Origin of the sequence: Staphylococcus xylosus, assembly GCF_002732165.1 — a bacterium.
Taxonomy (GTDB): Bacteria; Bacillota; Bacilli; order Staphylococcales; family Staphylococcaceae; genus Staphylococcus; species Staphylococcus xylosus.
Window position 1 is genome coordinate 83,230 of the sequence record NZ_MRZO01000001.1, and the last position, 16,882, is coordinate 100,111.

Below are 16,882 nucleotides of genomic sequence, written 5' to 3' on the forward strand. Positions count from 1 at the left end.
ATTAATTGTAATTAGGGTCGAGCCAGAAATAAATGGCTCGGACTTCGTGCGTTTATTTAATATTACAAAGTGGAACACCTGAGCTAAGGTTCATGTATATGGGCCACTAATTAAACAAGTATAAGAAGCGGATCTTTAAATAAGTGCTTCTTTAAACTAGCTATTTATATAAAGAAGTAGTTCTTTAGTTTTACTCTTGAAATAAAAGTATTTTTCAAATATGATTAGTAATGTATATGGAGTAGTAGCTTCAAGGTTTATCTACAGAGAGCTAGGGTTGGTGGAACCTAGCGTTAAACTACAAGTGAACTTACCAGGACTTATAGATAAATGATGACATCTCTTACTATTTTATTAAAATGAGTGCACAGTTCATGTGAAGTTGGGTGGTACCGCGGTGAAAATCGTCCCTATGTAATTCAATAATAGTTTGAGGTGTCTTTTTATTAATTAGGAGGAGAAGTAGTGAATTACAATCATAATGAAATCGAGAAAAAATGGCAGGATTACTGGGAAGAATATAAAACATTTAAAACAAGCGATAATTTAGGCCAAAAGAAATTTTACGCTTTAGATATGTTCCCTTATCCTTCTGGGGCAGGATTACATGTAGGACACCCTGAAGGTTATACAGCAACAGACATTATCTCTCGTTATAAACGTATGCAAGGTTATAACGTCTTACACCCGATGGGGTGGGATGCATTTGGTTTACCTGCAGAACAATATGCCCTAGATACCGGTAATGATCCTCGAGAATTTACTAAAGAAAATATTCAAACTTTTAAACGTCAAATCAAAGAATTAGGTTTTAGTTATGATTGGGATAGAGAAGTAAATACAACAGATCCAGAATATTACAAATGGACACAATGGATTTTTATTCAACTTTATAATAAAGGATTAGCATATGTAGATGAAGTGGCAGTAAATTGGTGCCCCGCTTTAGGTACAGTTCTTTCAAATGAAGAAGTAGTAGATGGCGTGTCTGAACGAGGTGGCCATCCAGTTTATAGAAGACCTATGAAGCAATGGGTATTAAAAATCACTGAATATGCCGATAGATTATTAGAAGATTTAGATGACTTAGACTGGCCAGAATCACTTAAAGATATGCAACGTAATTGGATTGGTCGTTCTGAAGGTGCGTCGGTTACATTTGAAGTTGCTAACTTGAATGAAGAAATAGAAGTCTTTACAACACGTGCAGATACAATTTATGGTGCATCGTTCTTAGTTTTAAGCCCAGAACATGAGCTTGTAAATAAAATTACAACTGAAGATAAACGTGAAGCTATAGAGGCTTATCAAAAAGAAGCAGCTAAAAAATCTGACTTAGAACGTACTGGTTTATCCAAAGAAAAATCAGGTGTATTTACAGGTGCATACGCAATCAATCCATTGTCTGGAGAAGAAGTTCCTGTTTGGATAGCTGACTACGTGTTGTCTACTTATGGCACGGGTGCCGTGATGGCAGTTCCAAGTGGCGACCAACGAGATTATGAGTTTGCGAAAGCTTTTGATTTACCTATAATTGAAGTCATTGAAGGTGGGGACATGACTCAAGAAGCATTTACAGGCGATGGTCCTCATATCAACTCTGGGGAGTTAAATGGCTTATATAATGAAGCTGCAATTGAAAAAGCAGTTGAATTATTAGAAAATAAAAATGCTGGTAGTAGAAAGGTAAATTACAAACTTAGAGACTGGTTATTTAGTCGTCAAAGGTACTGGGGTGAGCCGATACCAGTTATCCATTGGGAAGATGGTTCAATGACAACTGTTCCAGAAGATGAATTACCATTGTTACTACCTGAAACAGATGAAATTAAGCCTTCAGGAACTGGAGAATCACCACTTGCTAACATTGATGAATTTGTAAATGTTGTCGATGAAGCTACAGGTATGAAAGGTCGTCGTGAAACAAATACAATGCCACAATGGGCTGGTAGTTGTTGGTATTACTTAAGATATATCGATCCAAATAATGATAAAATGCTTGCCGATCCTGAAAAATTAAAACATTGGCTACCAGTAGATTTATATATTGGTGGAGTAGAGCACGCAGTGCTTCATTTATTATATGCTAGATTTTGGCATAAAGTATTATTTGATTTAGGCGTTGTACCGACGAAAGAGCCATTCCAAAAATTATATAACCAAGGTATGATTTTAGGTGAAGGAAATGAAAAAATGAGCAAGTCTAAAGGTAACGTAATTAATCCAGATGATATTGTTCAATCACATGGCGCAGATACATTACGTTTATATGAAATGTTCATGGGTCCACTTGATGCGGCGATTGCATGGAGTGAAAATGGCTTAGACGGTTCAAGACGTTTCTTAGATAGAATTTGGCGTTTACTAGTTACTGAAAATGATTTAATTTCTAGCAAAGTGGTAAATACTAATAGTAAAGCATTAGATAAGAGTTATCATCAAACTGTGAAAAAAGTTACAGAAGATTATAATTCTTTAAACTTTAACACTGCGATTAGTCAATTGATGGTATTTATCAACGATTGTTATAAAGCTGAAGAGATTTATAAACCTTATATTGAAGGCTTTATTAAAATGTTGGCACCAATTGCACCACATATTTCAGAAGAATTATGGGCTCGTTTAGGACATGAAGAAACAATCACTTATCAACCTTGGCCGTCTTATGATGAATCATTATTAGTTGATGATGAAATTGAGATTGTAATTCAGGTTAATGGAAAAGTGCGTGCTAAGGTTAATATGCCTAAAGATATCTCCAAAGAGGCGATGGAAGAAGTCGCTCTAGGCAATGAAAATGTTAAATCTGAAATTGCTGGTAAAGATATTAAGAAGGTTATCGCAGTTCCTAAAAAGCTTGTTAATATCGTAGCTAAATAATTAATTGGAGGAATTAATAATGGAATCTATTACAATTGATGAATTAAAAAGTGAAATTTTAGATGCTAATCCTGTTAATATCATTGACGTTAGAACTGATGAAGAAACGGCGATGGGAATTATTCCCGGTGCAAAAACAATTCCAATGAATAAAATACCAGAAAACCTTAACCAATTTAATGAAAATGATACTTATTATATTATATGTAAAGTTGGTGGCAGAAGTGCGCAAGTCGTTCAATATCTTGAACAAAACGGCGTTAATGCAGTGAACGTTGAAGGCGGTATGGATGCTTGGGGAGACGAAGGTTTAGAACTGAAAAGTGTCTAATTTTTGCAAGAAAAAATGAATAATCGTACATATATCATTGTAAAGTAGTGATATGTGTATTCTGGTTTAATTTATAAGTGCTTCGAGGTAGCCACTTTATTCAAGTGTCTACTTTGAAGTGCTTTTTTATTGTGGTTTTTGAAGAGATTCTATTTTTGAAAGATTGAGATAGAATATTTTAGAAATTGTGGGTGAATTAAACTGCATATAACAAAAAAACAGCCCAAAACATAAATTATATGTAAAGTGAGCTGTTTAAGTATTTATAAAAATTGTAGATTATATAATTTGAGGATGATTAATACGGTATATGATTGCGAATGTAATATTGTTTTCAATATTTAAATCTAAAGCGTTTGAGTTGTAGAGACAAATTCACTTGCATTAGTGCCGGCAACATGCCCTGTAACTAAGGCACTAGTAATATTATAACCGCCAGTATAACCGTGAATGTCTAACACTTCACCACATAAAAATAAGCCAGGGATAATTTTTGACATCATTGTTTTAGGCTGTATTTCTTTTAGTGAAACCCCGCCGCCGGTTACAAATGCTTTCTCAATGGATAATGTGCCGTTGACATAAAAAGTAAACCCTTTTAATAACGCTACAATATTATTGATTTGTGCGTTGGAAATGTGATGTGCAGTTAAATCATCAGGGATGTCTGCCTGTTCGATAATAAATAATAAATAGCGCTCTTCAATTAAACCATGTAAACTGTTCTTGATGTACTTGTCTGGCGTGTCTTCAAGTAAACTGCGGATTTTTAGTTCTAATTCATTTTGAGTTAATTCTGGAAAAGCATCGATTTGCATTTGTATCTCTTGTCGTTTTTGGTTTTTTTGTTCTTTATAAACGAATTGGCTACATCTTAATGCAGCAGGACCACTGATACCAAAATGTGTGAACAACATGTCCATTTGATGTGTGATTCTTGTTTTTCCATTCTTTTTTAAAACAGAAAGTGCTACATCTTTTAAACTCAATCCTTTTAGCCGTTTATTCTTAATGAAAGGTTCAGCAGAAGTAATTGGGACTTCAGTAGGAAATAATTCAGTGATGGAATGACCTAATTGTTCTGCAAATTTATAACCATCCCCAGTAGAACCTGTTTGTGGCACACTTGTACCACCAGTTGCAATAACTAAACTTTGACTTTCAAAAGACTGTTGATCATTAAGCGACACTTGGAAAGTTTGATTATCAGTGTATGAAATTGAAGCAACAGTGGCTTCTTCTTTAACTTCTACTTTATTTTGTTGCAAAGTGTGAATAAGCGCATCCACAACATCTTGAGCTTTATTAGAAACTGGGAACATACGTCCGTGATCTTCTTCTTTTAAAGATACGCCTCTTGATTCAAAGAAATGAATGATGGATTCATTATCAAAAACTGAGAAAGGGCTATATAAAAATTTTCCATTACCAGGAATGTTTTTTATAATTTCATCATAAGGAAGACGATTGGTTACATTGCAACGACCACCACCAGAAATTTTTAATTTGCGGCCTAGTCCTTTTTTCTTTTCAATCAATAAAACGCTATTGCTTGATTGACTTGCAGCAGCTGCTGCCATAAGTCCACTTGGACCACCGCCTATAATAATTGTTTGATACATTTCATTGCCTCCCTTTACTAAATAGTGTTATTTTATAGTTTATAGTAATATAGTTTTGAAAAAAAGTGGTTATAACGTTATTATTGAAGTTATGAGTGTAAAAATTTAATTTGAGATAGGAAGATCTGAATGAGTGAAAGTAAAGAATTAGTTAGGGGTACCTTTTTAATCACCCTTAGTATATTGATTACTAAAGTTCTGGGTGTAATATATATTATTCCATTCTACTCCATTATTGGCGGGGAAGAAAAATTGGCACCTTTTAACTATGCATATACGCCATATAATATTGCAATTGCAATTGCAACTGCTGGTGTGCCGTTAGCGGCGTCTAAATATGTATCTAAGTATAATGCTTTAGGTGCATATAAAGTAAGTGAAAAGTTATATAAATCTAGTTTTATCGTAATGACCATTACTGGATTTATAGGATTTTTCATTTTATATTTATTAGCTCCAAGTATAGCGAGCATCACATTGGCTCATGAATCAGGAGCTAAGGGTGGCTGGTCAGTTGATGACATTACCTGGATTATTAGAATTATCAGTATGGTCGTCATATTTATTCCGTTACTCGCTACATGGCGTGGTGTGTTCCAAGGTTATAAATCAATGGGACCGACAGCAGTATCAGAAGTTATAGAACAAATTGCACGTATCTTATTTATTCTAATTGGAAGTTATCTAGTACTTAATGTCTTTAATGGAAGTGTATTACAAGCTAATGGTGTTGCAACGTTTGCTGCAGCAATAGGTGCTGTAGCTGGTATCTTTACATTGTGGTACTACTGGCGAAAAAGAAAACCTAATATTGAAAAAATGGTTGCAACAGATGTTTCCGGTATAAGTGTTTCATATGGAAAAATGTATAAAGAAATTATTTCGTATAGTATTCCATTTGTTATTGTTAGTTTGAATTTTCCGTTGTTTAATTTAGTTGACCAATTTACACATAATGGTGCTTTAGATTTAGCAGGTGTACCGAGCCGATTACATGACTATTTCTTTACTATTTTAAATATGACTACAAATAAAATAGTGATGATTCCAACGTCACTATCAGCTGGTTTTGCAGTAAGTTTAATTCCATTTATTACAAAAACATACGAATCTGGCGAGTTAAGTGAAATGCATAGACAAATTAGAACTTCTTTAGGTGTATTAATGTATATCACAGTACCAGCAAGTTTAGGAATTATGGCTTTAGCATTACCGTTATATACTGTGTTCTATAGTTATAATGTTGATGGAAGTCAGCTACTATTCTATTATGCACCAGTTGCTATTTTAATTGGATTGTTAAGTGTGACAGCATCTATGCTACAAGGTATAGACAAGCAAAAATTGACAGTATTTGTAATTTTATCAGCGGTTGTTTTAAAAGTTATACTTAACACACCACTAATTATGGCTTTCCATACAGCTGGCGCAATTTTAAGTACAGCGATTGCATTATTGTTTGCTGTTTTATGTAATTTTTATATACTTAAAAAATATGCGAAATTTGATTTCTCAGAAACATGGTTACACTTTGGTAAAATATTCCTATATGGTTTAATCATGATGATTGTTGTTGAATTATCATCATTCATATTACAAATGATGATTTCACCAGAATCTAAAATAGGTTCATTAGCTATTTTAATTATAAGTGTAGTAATTGGTATGATCATTTATGGAAGTATCACTATGAAGACAAAGTTAGCCGATCAATTTTTAGGAGAAATGCCAAATAAACTTAGACGTAAATTAGGGATTATTAAATGAGATTAGATAAGTTTTTAGCAAATATGGGTGTAGGTACACGTACCGAAGTTAAGCAATTATTAAAAAAGAAACAAGTAACTGTGAATGATAATATAGAAACGTCACCCAAAAGGCAATTAAACCCAGATGTTGATGTTGTAACAGTAAATGATACGCGCATTCAATATATTGATAAAGTATATTTAATGCTAAACAAACCTAAGGGCTATATTTCAGCAACTGAAGATGACAAACAACAGACTGTCATTGATTTGGTCGATGAATATAAATATTTGAATGTTTTTCCGGTGGGACGTTTGGATAAAGATACAGAAGGTTTATTACTAATTACTAACGATGGGCAATTCAACCACGACTTAATGAGTCCAACGAAGCATGTTCCTAAAACATATGAAGTGGTTTCTGAAAAAAATATTACAAAAAATGATATAAATGCATTTAAAGTGGGTATTGAATTAAATGAAGGATTTGCAAAACCAGCGGAATTAATGAAAAGTGATGAAATGTATAAATCATTTGTTACGATTCATGAAGGACGTTATCATCAAGTTAAGCGTATGTTTCATGCGATAAATAATGAAGTTATAGAATTGAAACGTATTAGCATTGGAGATCTTCATCTTGATTTAACATTGGCACCAGGAGAATATCGTCATTTAAATCAACAAGATTTTAAAAGCTTAGGATTAAAATAAAGAAGAGGTGTAGTTATTATGTCAAAATTATTTAAAGCAATTGTAGGCATCGGTGGAGCAGCTGCAGCCGTTGTTCTCTCTAAAAAAGAAAATAGAGATAGATTGAAAGATGAATACAGTAAATATAAATCTAACCCAGAATCTTATAAACAAAATGCCAAAGACATCGCAAGTCAAATAAGTTCTAAAGCTGGTGAAACATATAATGAAGTAAAACAAGATCCGAAGGGTTATGCTTCAAAAGTTAAGCAAGATCCTAAAGGATTTATCAATGAACAAAAAGGTCGCTTTAAAAATGCTAGTGAAAATGAAGAAGAGCATATTGAAGAAGCGAGATTTACTGATGAAGGTGCTGCTGATCCGTCAAACAACCTACGCGTTGTAACAGAAGAAGAATTGAAAAATAACAGTAACAAACGTGATGAAAAATAAATTTTAAAATGTATATTTATGGTCAAGTTATTAACAGTGTGATCTATGCGTGTAATTTAAATAAATTAGTCATATTAGCTATTACTTAGCTTAATGCATTTATTACATGTTAATTAAACGTATAGTAAGCCATAGGGGCGAGAATAAGAAATCGAATTTTGATTTCTAGCTCGCTCCTTTTTCTATATTAATACAGGTATTTTATATAGTAATATATAGCCTTTAAACTGTTTTAATACAAATCATAACAGTTAATTTTTGAATTATTAGACACATCTCACTGTAGTTTCTTCTCTAGTTCATGTAAAATATTAAATATATTAGTTATAAGAAGGAAGTTGATTGCAAATGTGGAGAGATAAAGTAAAAGCGTATGAAGGTCAAATTGTTGAGGACTTGAAAGGACTTTTATCTATCGAAAGTGTAAGAGAAGATGATAAGGCATCTTCAGAGAACCCTGTTGGACCAGGACCACGTAAAGCCCTAGATTACATGTACCAACTTGCAGAACGTGATGGCTTCGGCGTACATGATGTTGATCATATTGCTGGACGAATTGAAGCGGGTGAAGGTGAAGATCTTTTTGGTATCTTATGCCACGTAGATGTTGTTCCCGCTGGTGATGGATGGGATTCAGATCCATTCAATCCATTAGTTACTGAAGACAAAATTGTAGCTCGCGGTACTTTGGATGACAAAGGCCCAACAATTGCGGCTTATTATGCAGTCAAAATTTTAAATGAAATGAATGTAAATTGGAAGAAACGTATACATATCATCATTGGTACGGATGAAGAGTCAGATTGGAAATGTACAGACCGTTATTTCGAAACAGAAGAAATGCCAGTGTTAGGTTTCGCTCCGGATGCTGAATTCCCAGCTATCCATGGAGAAAAAGGTATAAGTACATTTGATGTAATTCAAAATGACAAAGCTGAAGATCAAGATGAACCTGAATACGAATTACGTTCATTTAAATCTGGTGAAAGATATAACATGGTTCCAGATGAAGCAGTAGCACATGTTGCGGTTAAAGAAAATATGACGGACGTCATTCAAAATTTTGAACAATACTTAAATGACAATCAAATTGATGGAGAAAGTGTTGTTGATAGTGGTGTATTAGTTCTTAAAGTATATGGTAAAGCAGTCCATGGCATGGATCCATCGATTGGTGTAAATGCAGGGCTATATTTACTTAATTTCTTATCTAGCTTGGATTTAGATAAGACAGCAGCTAATTTTGTTGAATTCAGTAATAAATATTTATTTGAGTCTCATTTTGGAGAAAAAATGGGTATGAAATTCCATACAGAAGTAATGGGAGATGTTACTACTAATATCGGTGTAATAACTTATGATAATCAAAAAGGTGGCTCATTTGGTATCAATTTAAGATATCCAGAAGGATTTGAATTTGAAGAAGCATTGACTAGATTTAAGAGCGAAATAAATCCATTAGGGTTTTCAATTGAACTAGGTAAGAACCAAACACCACATTATGTAGAAAAAGACGATCCATTTGTACAAAGTTTAGTAGAAGCCTATAGAAACCAGACTGGTGACCAAACTGAACCTTTTACAATAGGTGGCGGTACTTATGCGCGTAATCTAGATAAAGGTGTTGCATTTGGTGCTATGTTCAGCGATTCTGAAGACTTAATGCATCAAAAAAACGAGTATATTACTAAAAAACAATTATTTAATGCGACAAGCATTTACTTGGAGTCATTATATAAATTGTGTGTGGAGGAATAAATATGACAAAAGTACTAATAAATGAAAAACTTGTGGACGAGCAAGATGCAAATGTACCGTATAACGATAGAGGTTATGTCTTTGGCGATGGCATTTATGAATATATAAGAGTTTATGATAACAATGTTTTTACAGCTAAAGAACATTTTGAAAGATTACTACGTAGTGCTAAAGAAATCGGTCTAGAATTAAAATATAATGTAGATGAATTGACGGAATTAGTTCAAGAATTGTTATCTACAAATGGTATCGTTAATGGTGGTGTTTATATCCAGGTAACTCGTGGTGCTGCGCCACGTGATCATGCTTTCCCTACTCCATCAGTAGAGGCGAATATAATGGCATTTACGAAGTCTTATGATCGTCCATACAAATTGCTTGAAGAAGGTATTAATGCTATTACAACAGAAGATATTCGTTGGCTAAGATGTGATATTAAAAGTTTGAATTTATTAGGAAATGTATTAGCTAAAGAATACGCAACAAAATATAATGCTCAAGAAGCAATTCAACACCGTGGTGATATCGTTACAGAAGGTTCTTCTAGTAATGTGTATGCAATTAAAAACGGTGAGATATACACACATCCAGTAAATAATTATATATTAAATGGTATAACACGTATGGTTATCAAATCAGTTGCTGAAGAAAAGGATATACCTTTTAATGAAGAAGTATTCACATTGGATTTCTTAAAAAATGCAGACGAAATCATTGTGTCTAGTACATCAATAGAAGTCATGCCTGTTGTTAAATTGAATGGAGAAAACGTAGGTAATGGTGAAGTAGGTAGTATTACGAAATCATTGCAAGAAGGATTTAACAGATACATTGACACACATAGTTAATATTTTCCATAAATGGATATAAAATGTCACATAAATTACGGTGAAATTATGTTATAATGCTAACTGAGCCGTTTAAGAGATTTCAATATAAAATTGAAAGTAAAATGTATCTTTTTGTTTCTCATTTTTGGTTGAAATTCAGTCTCAAACATTATAAAATCTTTTATGAGTCTTGAAATTGACCGTAATAAATTTATGAAAAAAAGATATAGAAAATATTAAAATAGTACTTTGTTTGAGTTTGATTTATGGTATGATGTAAAAGTTGCTATAATTTTGAAACTTAGTACTGTTATTAAATAACTTAACTTGAACCACATGGGACATTGTGTCAGTCATAAAACTTGAGGCGACATAAATTTGGGTTGAAGTTTAAAATATTGTAATAGAAAATGATTATATATGGCTCTCGAAATCTGTTTTCTTGAGCCATTTTCTAATTGAAAGTGAGGTGAACGTGTTGGAGCAGTTTTATCAATTGGGATGGACGCTTGATTCAGCAGGCGGTGCATCTGGTGAGGCATATATGGCTGAGCAGGATGGGCAAAAGTTATTCCTAAAAAGAAATTCAAATCCATTTATTGCGGCATTATCAGCCGAAGGTATTGTGCCAAAATTAGTGTGGACGAAACGCATAGAAACTGGTGAAGTGGTAACGGCGCAACATTGGAAAAATGGTAGAGAACTTACTTTCAACGAAATGCATGAACAACGGGTAGCTAATTTATTGAAAAAGATTCATAGTTCTAAAACATTACTTAATATGTTAAAACGTATGGAAATGGAGCCAATCACTCCTGATATTCTATTAAACAAGATTAACGCTTCTTTATCACGAGAAGTTTTAACGCATCATGTTGTTCGAAAAGCCTTAACTTATCTTGAAGACCATATGCCGAACTTGGATCCTCGTTTCTTTACAGTAGTCCATGGCGATGTTAATCATAACAACTGGCTATTGTCTGATCATGATGAATTATACCTTGTTGATTGGGAAGGTGCGATGATTGCTGATCCAGCGATTGATTTAGGTATGCTGCTTTACAATTACGTTCCAGAAAAGAAATGGCCTCAGTGGTTAAATGTTTATGGTACGAAAGATTCAATGGATTTACAAAAACGTATGAAATGGTACACAGTGGTACAATCTATTGGTATGGTACAGTGGTATGAAGAACAAAAACGTTATAAAGATATGAATATGTGGCTTAAATTTTTAAATGAAGTCATGAATAACAATGCATTTATATAAGGAGTTATCAAAATGAGAATGCGCTACAAGCCTTGGGCTGAAGACTACTTAAAAAAAGAACCGAATATAGTGGATATCGATGGTAGTCATGCAGGGCAAATCAGTGATTGGTTTGATAATGATCAACCGATTTACATTGAAATAGGTTCAGGAATGGGACAGTTTATAACTACGCTTGCTGCACAAAACCCTGATATCAATTTTATTTCGATGGAGCGGGAAAAAAGTGTAATGGTTAAAGTTCTAGATAAAGTATTAGATCAAGGTTTAACTAATATTAAACTTATATGTAATGATGCGATAGAACTTAATGAATATTTTAAAGATGAAGAAATTTCACGCATCTATTTAAATTTTTCAGATCCATGGCCAAAGAAAAGGCATACTAAACGTCGATTAACTTATCATACTTATTTAACTTTGTATAAACAAGTATTAAAAAAAGATGGAGAACTTCATTTTAAAACTGATAATCGAGGACTATTTGCATATAGTTTAGAGAGTATGTCGCAATTTGGTATGTATTTCACTAAAATTAATTTGAATTTACATCAAGAAGACGTTGAAACTAACATTGAGACGGAATACGAAAGAAAATTTTCTGATAAAGGTTCTAGAATTTATCGTATGGAAGCAAAATTCCATTAATTTAATAAAAATTATTTCAATTGATAAGGTAAAGCCTTATCAATTTTTTTTGCCTTTGTGACATATTATTGCATTATAAATGAGAGAAAAGTACTGTATGTAATCGGTGGTGCATTATTTTACGTAATAGTTTGTTTGTATTAATATAAAAGATAATGAGTAACTAAGGTTTATTGGATACTGAGGAGGAATTAATTATATGAAATTAGGAGATTTTAGCGTACATTACTTAAACGGTGGCATTACAAATATTGATGGAGGAGCAATGTTTGGTGTAGTACCGCGGGCTTTGTGGACGAGAAAATATGAAGTGAATGATAAAAATCAAATTCCTTTACCTACGCACCCAATATTAATACAAACAGGCGATAAAAACGTCATTATAGATACTGGTATTGGTTTTGGTAAATTGACAGAAAAAGAACGTAGAAATTTTGGTGCAGAATATGAAAGTCATATTAAAGAAGATTTAGAAGTTTTAGATATGACAACAAAGGATATTGATTATGTATTAATGACGCATATGCATTTTGACCACGCAGCAGGTTTGACTGATGATAAAGGTCATGCGATTTTTGAAAATGCTATCCATATCATTCAACAAGATGAGTGGCACGAATTTCAAAGTCCAAACTTAAGAAGTAAATCAACTTATTGGACGAAAAATAACGGTGATTTCCAACAGAAACTATTATTATTTGATAAAGAAATGGAAGTTTTACCAGGAATTAACATCATGCACACTGGGGGGCATAGCTTTGGTCACTCTATTATTACAATAGAGAGCAATGGTGAGAAAGCTATTCATATGGGAGACATATTCCCGACAATTGCACATAGAAACCCTTTATGGGTAACAGCTTATGATGATTATCCTATGCAATCAATAAGAGAGAAAGAACGCTTGATTCCGAATTATATTTTAAATGATTACTGGTTCTTGTATTATCATGATGTGAATTATTTTGCAGTGAAGTTTGATAAACAGAGTATGACAGAAATTGAAACATTTATTTCCAGAGACTAAAAAAGGTTAAAGTTATGAATTTAAGACTCGGAGTTAAAACATGATTTAAGAAAGTATACGTGCATATTTCTTGAGCATAATCCGTTTTAAATCTTCGACTTCAATAATGTATATAGTTTTTGTGATATGAAGCAATTTCAGCTCACATCTATTAGATGTCTCGAATGGCTTCTAATATATACATTTTACAATCATAACTTTAACCTTCTATCATTCACATTCAATAATATTAATGATTTCTCCACTATTTGCATCGACAAAAAAATCATATGAAGTAAGTGACCCATTGTTTTGGGTAGTAATACCTCCTTGGAAAACAAGCTTAGCATCACTAGTATTTTTATAAGTAATTGGTTCATGCAATATGTATGAGCCTATAACATTCATAAAATAAGTTCTAACTTCAGAAATAATTTTTTCTGGATCTTGATATTGTTGATGCTTGCGGCGAGTATAAAAATAAATAGATCCGACAATAGTTGTCAGCATAATAAATAAGATGATGAACCTATTTTTTTTATTCAACATAACACAATCTACCCCCAATAAAGTCATATTTATAGTTTACCATAATGAAGATGATATAATAAATCTTAAGGAGTGAGACACGTTGGATATAAACAAGAATAAAACATTAACAAGAATGAAAATATTAACAGAATTACATGGTGCACCTGGCTTTGAAGATGATGTGAAATCGTATATGGAATCAGAAATGGAGCCTTTTGTCGATGAATTTATTTACAATAGAATGGGTGGCTTTTACGGAGTGAAACGCTCGAAAAAACCTAATGCTAAACGTATAATGGTTGCCGCTCACATGGATGAAATTGGTTTTATGGTGACGAATATAACTAGTAATGGTATGTTACAGTTTACCAACTTAGGTGGTGTTGCCAATGATATATGGCAAGGCCAAAGACTTAAAGTAAAGTCACGTCAAGGTGAAGAAATCAGTGGTGTTGTTGCAAATATACCTAAGCACTTTAGGTCAGGTAATGAAGGTGCTCCTAAAATTGAAGATTTGTTATTAGACATTGGTTCTGAGAATAGTGATGAAGTAGCACAACGTGGTATTGAGATTGGGGATAGTATTGTTCCTGATACTACTTTTACGCAATTATCTGAGTTCCGATACGCTAGTAAAGCTTGGGATAATCGTTATGGCTGTTTAATTGGTATCGAATTATTAGAATTACTAAAAGATGTTGAATTGGATTTTGATTTGTATGTAGGTGCTAATGTACAAGAAGAAGTAGGACTACGAGGTGCAAAAGCTTCTGCTGAACTCATTGATCCTGATTTAGCCTTTGTAGTTGATTGTTCTCCAGCTAACGACATGAAAGGCAAGCAAAACTTGTCAGGTGAATTAGGGGAGGGCACTTTAATTAGAATTAAAGATGGCACAATGATACTCAAACCAACATTTAGAGATTATCTACTTTCACTTGCTAAAGAGTTTGGCATAGCTCACCAATACTATATTTCACCAGGTGGAACAGATGGCGGCGAAATTCATAAAGCAAAAATCGGTATTCCTACTGCAGTCATTGGCGTTTGTGCACGCTACATCCATAGTACAAATGCAGTGTTTGATATTAGAGATTATGAAGCTGCAAGAAAATTATTATTAGAGAGTATAACACACTTAAACCAAGAAAAAGTTGAAATGTTACAATATAAATAATATAGGAGTGGTATGATGAAACATTTAGAAACTGAACAACAATTTGAACAACTAAAAAATGAAAAAACTGTATTTTTATTTACTGCAGACTGGTGCCCTGATTGTAAAGTCATTGAACCAGACCTCCCTAAAATAGAAGAAAAATTCACTGAATATAATTTTATATCAGTAGATAGAGACAAATTTATTGATTTATGTGTTGAGCATGGCATCATGGGTATACCAAGTTTTCTAGTGTTTAGTGCTGGACAACAAATTGGTAGTTATATTGGTAAGGAGCGTAAATCAATTGAACAAATTGATGCATTTTTATCTTCATTATAAGTCGAGCCATTTTGTAAAGTAATCAAGATCAATTTATAAAAATATATACCCTTAGAACTTACATTTTTTCTGTTCCTAAGGGTGCTTTTATTGTAAACTAGAAAAAGGCACGTTAATAGGAGTGTTAAACATGAATGTCTTTCAAATGAGAGATAAGTTAAAAGATCGATTGAACCATCTAGACGTTAAATTTAGTTTTAATCGTGATGAAGAAACCTTACGTATATCTAGGGTAGATAATGATAAAGGTGTGACTGTTAAACTCTCTCCGATTGTAGCTAAATATAAATCGCAAAAAGAAAAAATAGTTGATGAAATTGTCTATTATGTGGAAGAAGCTGTAGCACAAATGAATGACGCAGCATTATCTAATACTGATGATATTAAAGTAATGCCAGTATTAAGATCGCCAAGTTTTGATAAGAAAGACAAAAGTGGAAATGCATTTGTTATAGATGAACATACTGCAGAAACTAATATATACTATGCGATGGATTTAGGTAAGTCCTATCGTCTAATTGATGAAAAAACTCTAGAACAAATGAACCTAACTAAACAGCAATTAAAAGAAATGGCGTTATTTAACGTAAGAAAGTTAGAAAATAAATATACGACCGATGAAGTAAAAGGTAATATATTCTATTTTGTTAATACCAATGATGGTTATGATGCTAGTAGAGTATTAAACACTTCATTCTTAAATAATATACAAGAACAATGTGAAGGCGAAATGTTAGTAGCGGTGCCACACCAAGATGTATTAATCATAGCTGATATAAGAAATAAAACAGGTTATGACGTGATGGCACACTTAACTATGGAGTTTTTTACAAATGGTTTAGTGCCAATTACTTCACTATCTTTAGGATATGATAAAGGCCACTTTGAACCTATTTTTATTTTAGGTAAAAATAATAAACAAAAAAGAGATCCAAATGTAATACAAAGATTAGAAGCTACAAGAAAACAATACGAAAATAAAGATAAGAAGTAAGGAGTAAATTTTAATGAATCTTTTTTATAATAAACAAGCAGTAGGTGATGTAGCATTTTTACAAATAGAGCCTGCTAATGGTGAATTTAACTATGAATATAAAGGTGATGTCGTTGAGATCCAACATGAAAATAAAGTTGTAGGATTCAACATATTTAATGCGTCATATAAAACATCTATAGATGGCAACGGGCACGTTAAATTAAATGAAACTTTAGTGAATGAATTTCAAACAGCTATTGAAGAAGCTGGATTTACTTATAAGTTAGATACCGACTTTTCACCTAAATTTGTAGTAGGCTATGTTGAGACAAAAGAAAAACATCCAGATGCTGATAAATTAAGTGTGTTGCGTGTTGATGTTGCTACAGAAAAATTACAAATTGTTTGCGGTGCAGCTAATATTGAAGCAGGGCAAAAGGTTGTTGTAGCTAAAGTTGGAGCTGTTATGCCTAGCGGTATGGTGATAAAGGATGCTGAACTTAGAGGCGTTGCGTCAAGTGGTATGATTTGTTCAATGAAAGAGTTAGAATTACCGAACGCACCACAAGAAAAAGGTATTATGGTCTTATCTGATGGTTATACAGTAGGGCAAGCATTTTTTGAAGAATAAAAGG

16 protein-coding genes are annotated in these 16,882 nt (G+C 32.9%); 14 read left to right on the top strand and 2 right to left on the bottom strand.

All coding sequences use genetic code 11. The features are described from left to right. Nucleotides 1–465 precede the first annotated feature (465 nt). A complete protein-coding gene (gene leuS / locus BTM19_RS00505; RefSeq protein ID WP_029377007.1) occupies nt 466–2,880 on the top strand; it encodes a leucine--tRNA ligase in 2,415 nt (804 codons plus the stop codon). A 19-nt stretch (nt 2,881–2,899) separates the two neighbouring features. Continuing rightward, a complete protein-coding gene (locus BTM19_RS00510; RefSeq protein ID WP_038678742.1) occupies nt 2,900–3,211 on the top strand; it encodes a rhodanese-like domain-containing protein in 312 nt (103 codons plus the stop codon). Nucleotides 3,212–3,558: 347 nt separating this feature from the next. Here the strand turns inward: BTM19_RS00510 and BTM19_RS00515 are convergent, their stop codons facing one another. Then, nucleotides 3,559–4,833 (bottom strand): BaiN/RdsA family NAD(P)/FAD-dependent oxidoreductase, encoded by a 1,275-nt coding sequence (locus tag BTM19_RS00515; protein ID WP_029377009.1) that lies wholly within the window; start codon nt 4,831–4,833, stop codon nt 3,559–3,561. A gap of 129 nt (nt 4,834–4,962) precedes the next feature. Here BTM19_RS00515 and BTM19_RS00520 point away from each other — a divergent pair, with 129 nt between their 5' ends. The 8 genes from BTM19_RS00520 (at nt 4,963) to BTM19_RS00555 (ending at nt 13,260) form a co-directional block, all read left to right on the top strand. Next, the gene (locus tag BTM19_RS00520; RefSeq protein ID WP_029377010.1) at nt 4,963–6,600 is read left to right on the top strand and encodes a putative polysaccharide biosynthesis protein; all 1,638 of its coding nucleotides are present in this window, start codon (nt 4,963–4,965) and stop codon (nt 6,598–6,600) included. Continuing rightward, nucleotides 6,597–7,295 carry a pseudouridine synthase gene (locus tag BTM19_RS00525; RefSeq protein ID WP_029377011.1) on the top strand — a complete coding sequence of 233 codons (699 nt, stop codon included), beginning with the start codon at nt 6,597–6,599 and terminating at the stop codon, nt 7,293–7,295. The genes BTM19_RS00520 and BTM19_RS00525 overlap by 4 nt, the downstream gene beginning before the upstream one ends. 18 nt (nt 7,296–7,313) lie before the next feature. After that, nucleotides 7,314–7,727, top strand: a complete 414-nt coding sequence (locus tag BTM19_RS00530) for a YtxH domain-containing protein (protein ID WP_029377012.1) — start codon at nt 7,314–7,316, stop codon at nt 7,725–7,727. Between the two features lie 348 nt (nt 7,728–8,075). Further along, entirely contained in the window at nt 8,076–9,485 is a 1,410-nt protein-coding gene (pepV, locus tag BTM19_RS00535; RefSeq protein WP_029377013.1) for a dipeptidase PepV, read from the top strand. Between the two features lie 2 nt (nt 9,486–9,487). Beyond that, nucleotides 9,488–10,333: a D-amino-acid transaminase gene (dat, locus tag BTM19_RS00540; protein WP_029377014.1), complete on the top strand. Its 846-nt coding sequence runs from the start codon at nt 9,488–9,490 to the stop codon at nt 10,331–10,333. Nucleotides 10,334–10,793: 460 nt separating this feature from the next. After that, on the top strand, nt 10,794–11,585 hold the full coding sequence (locus BTM19_RS00545) for a phosphotransferase family protein (protein ID WP_029377015.1): 792 nt from the start codon (nt 10,794–10,796) through the stop codon (nt 11,583–11,585). 12 nt (nt 11,586–11,597) lie between these two features. Continuing rightward, complete coding sequence (gene trmB / locus BTM19_RS00550; protein WP_029377016.1) at nt 11,598–12,233, top strand: tRNA (guanosine(46)-N7)-methyltransferase TrmB; 636 nt, start codon at nt 11,598–11,600, stop codon at nt 12,231–12,233. A 199-nt stretch (nt 12,234–12,432) separates the two neighbouring features. Then, on the top strand, nt 12,433–13,260 hold the full coding sequence (locus BTM19_RS00555; protein WP_029377017.1) for a YtnP family quorum-quenching lactonase: 828 nt from the start codon (nt 12,433–12,435) through the stop codon (nt 13,258–13,260). Nucleotides 13,261–13,470: 210 nt separating this feature from the next. Here BTM19_RS00555 and BTM19_RS00560 read toward each other — a convergent pair whose 3' ends face one another. After that, nucleotides 13,471–13,788 (bottom strand): PepSY domain-containing protein, encoded by a 318-nt coding sequence (locus BTM19_RS00560; RefSeq protein WP_029377018.1) that lies wholly within the window; start codon nt 13,786–13,788, stop codon nt 13,471–13,473. A gap of 82 nt (nt 13,789–13,870) precedes the next feature. Between BTM19_RS00560 and BTM19_RS00565 the strand changes: the two genes are divergently transcribed. The 4 genes from BTM19_RS00565 (at nt 13,871) to ytpR (ending at nt 16,878) form a co-directional block, all read left to right on the top strand. Further along, complete coding sequence (locus tag BTM19_RS00565) at nt 13,871–14,947, top strand: M42 family metallopeptidase (RefSeq protein WP_029377019.1); 1,077 nt, start codon at nt 13,871–13,873, stop codon at nt 14,945–14,947. A gap of 15 nt (nt 14,948–14,962) precedes the next feature. After that, complete coding sequence (locus tag BTM19_RS00570; protein WP_029377020.1) at nt 14,963–15,271, top strand: thioredoxin family protein; 309 nt, start codon at nt 14,963–14,965, stop codon at nt 15,269–15,271. A gap of 130 nt (nt 15,272–15,401) precedes the next feature. Further along, complete coding sequence (locus BTM19_RS00575) at nt 15,402–16,265, top strand: DUF1444 domain-containing protein (RefSeq protein WP_029377021.1); 864 nt, start codon at nt 15,402–15,404, stop codon at nt 16,263–16,265. Nucleotides 16,266–16,278: 13 nt separating this feature from the next. Continuing rightward, on the top strand, nt 16,279–16,878 hold the full coding sequence (gene ytpR, locus BTM19_RS00580; protein WP_038678738.1) for a YtpR family tRNA-binding protein: 600 nt from the start codon (nt 16,279–16,281) through the stop codon (nt 16,876–16,878). Nucleotides 16,879–16,882: the final 4 nt, after the last annotated feature.

Excerpts from the sequence above, each read along its gene's own strand:
- BTM19_RS00510 (WP_038678742.1), top strand. The coding sequence starts at position 2,900 with ATGGAATCTATTACAATTGATGAATTAAAAAGTGAAATTTTAGATGCT.
- BTM19_RS00515 (WP_029377009.1), bottom strand. The coding sequence starts at position 4,833 with ATGTATCAAACAATTATTATAGGCGGTGGTCCAAGTGGACTTATGGCA.
- BTM19_RS00520 (WP_029377010.1), top strand. The coding sequence starts at position 4,963 with ATGAGTGAAAGTAAAGAATTAGTTAGGGGTACCTTTTTAATCACCCTT.
- BTM19_RS00525 (WP_029377011.1), top strand. The coding sequence starts at position 6,597 with ATGAGATTAGATAAGTTTTTAGCAAATATGGGTGTAGGTACACGTACC.
- BTM19_RS00530 (WP_029377012.1), top strand. The coding sequence starts at position 7,314 with ATGTCAAAATTATTTAAAGCAATTGTAGGCATCGGTGGAGCAGCTGCA.
- pepV (WP_029377013.1), top strand. The coding sequence starts at position 8,076 with ATGTGGAGAGATAAAGTAAAAGCGTATGAAGGTCAAATTGTTGAGGAC.
- dat (WP_029377014.1), top strand. The coding sequence starts at position 9,488 with ATGACAAAAGTACTAATAAATGAAAAACTTGTGGACGAGCAAGATGCA.
- trmB (WP_029377016.1), top strand. The coding sequence starts at position 11,598 with ATGAGAATGCGCTACAAGCCTTGGGCTGAAGACTACTTAAAAAAAGAA.
- BTM19_RS00555 (WP_029377017.1), top strand. The coding sequence starts at position 12,433 with ATGAAATTAGGAGATTTTAGCGTACATTACTTAAACGGTGGCATTACA.
- BTM19_RS00560 (WP_029377018.1), bottom strand. The coding sequence starts at position 13,788 with ATGTTGAATAAAAAAAATAGGTTCATCATCTTATTTATTATGCTGACA.
- BTM19_RS00570 (WP_029377020.1), top strand. The coding sequence starts at position 14,963 with ATGAAACATTTAGAAACTGAACAACAATTTGAACAACTAAAAAATGAA.
- BTM19_RS00575 (WP_029377021.1), top strand. The coding sequence starts at position 15,402 with ATGAATGTCTTTCAAATGAGAGATAAGTTAAAAGATCGATTGAACCAT.
- ytpR (WP_038678738.1), top strand. The coding sequence starts at position 16,279 with ATGAATCTTTTTTATAATAAACAAGCAGTAGGTGATGTAGCATTTTTA.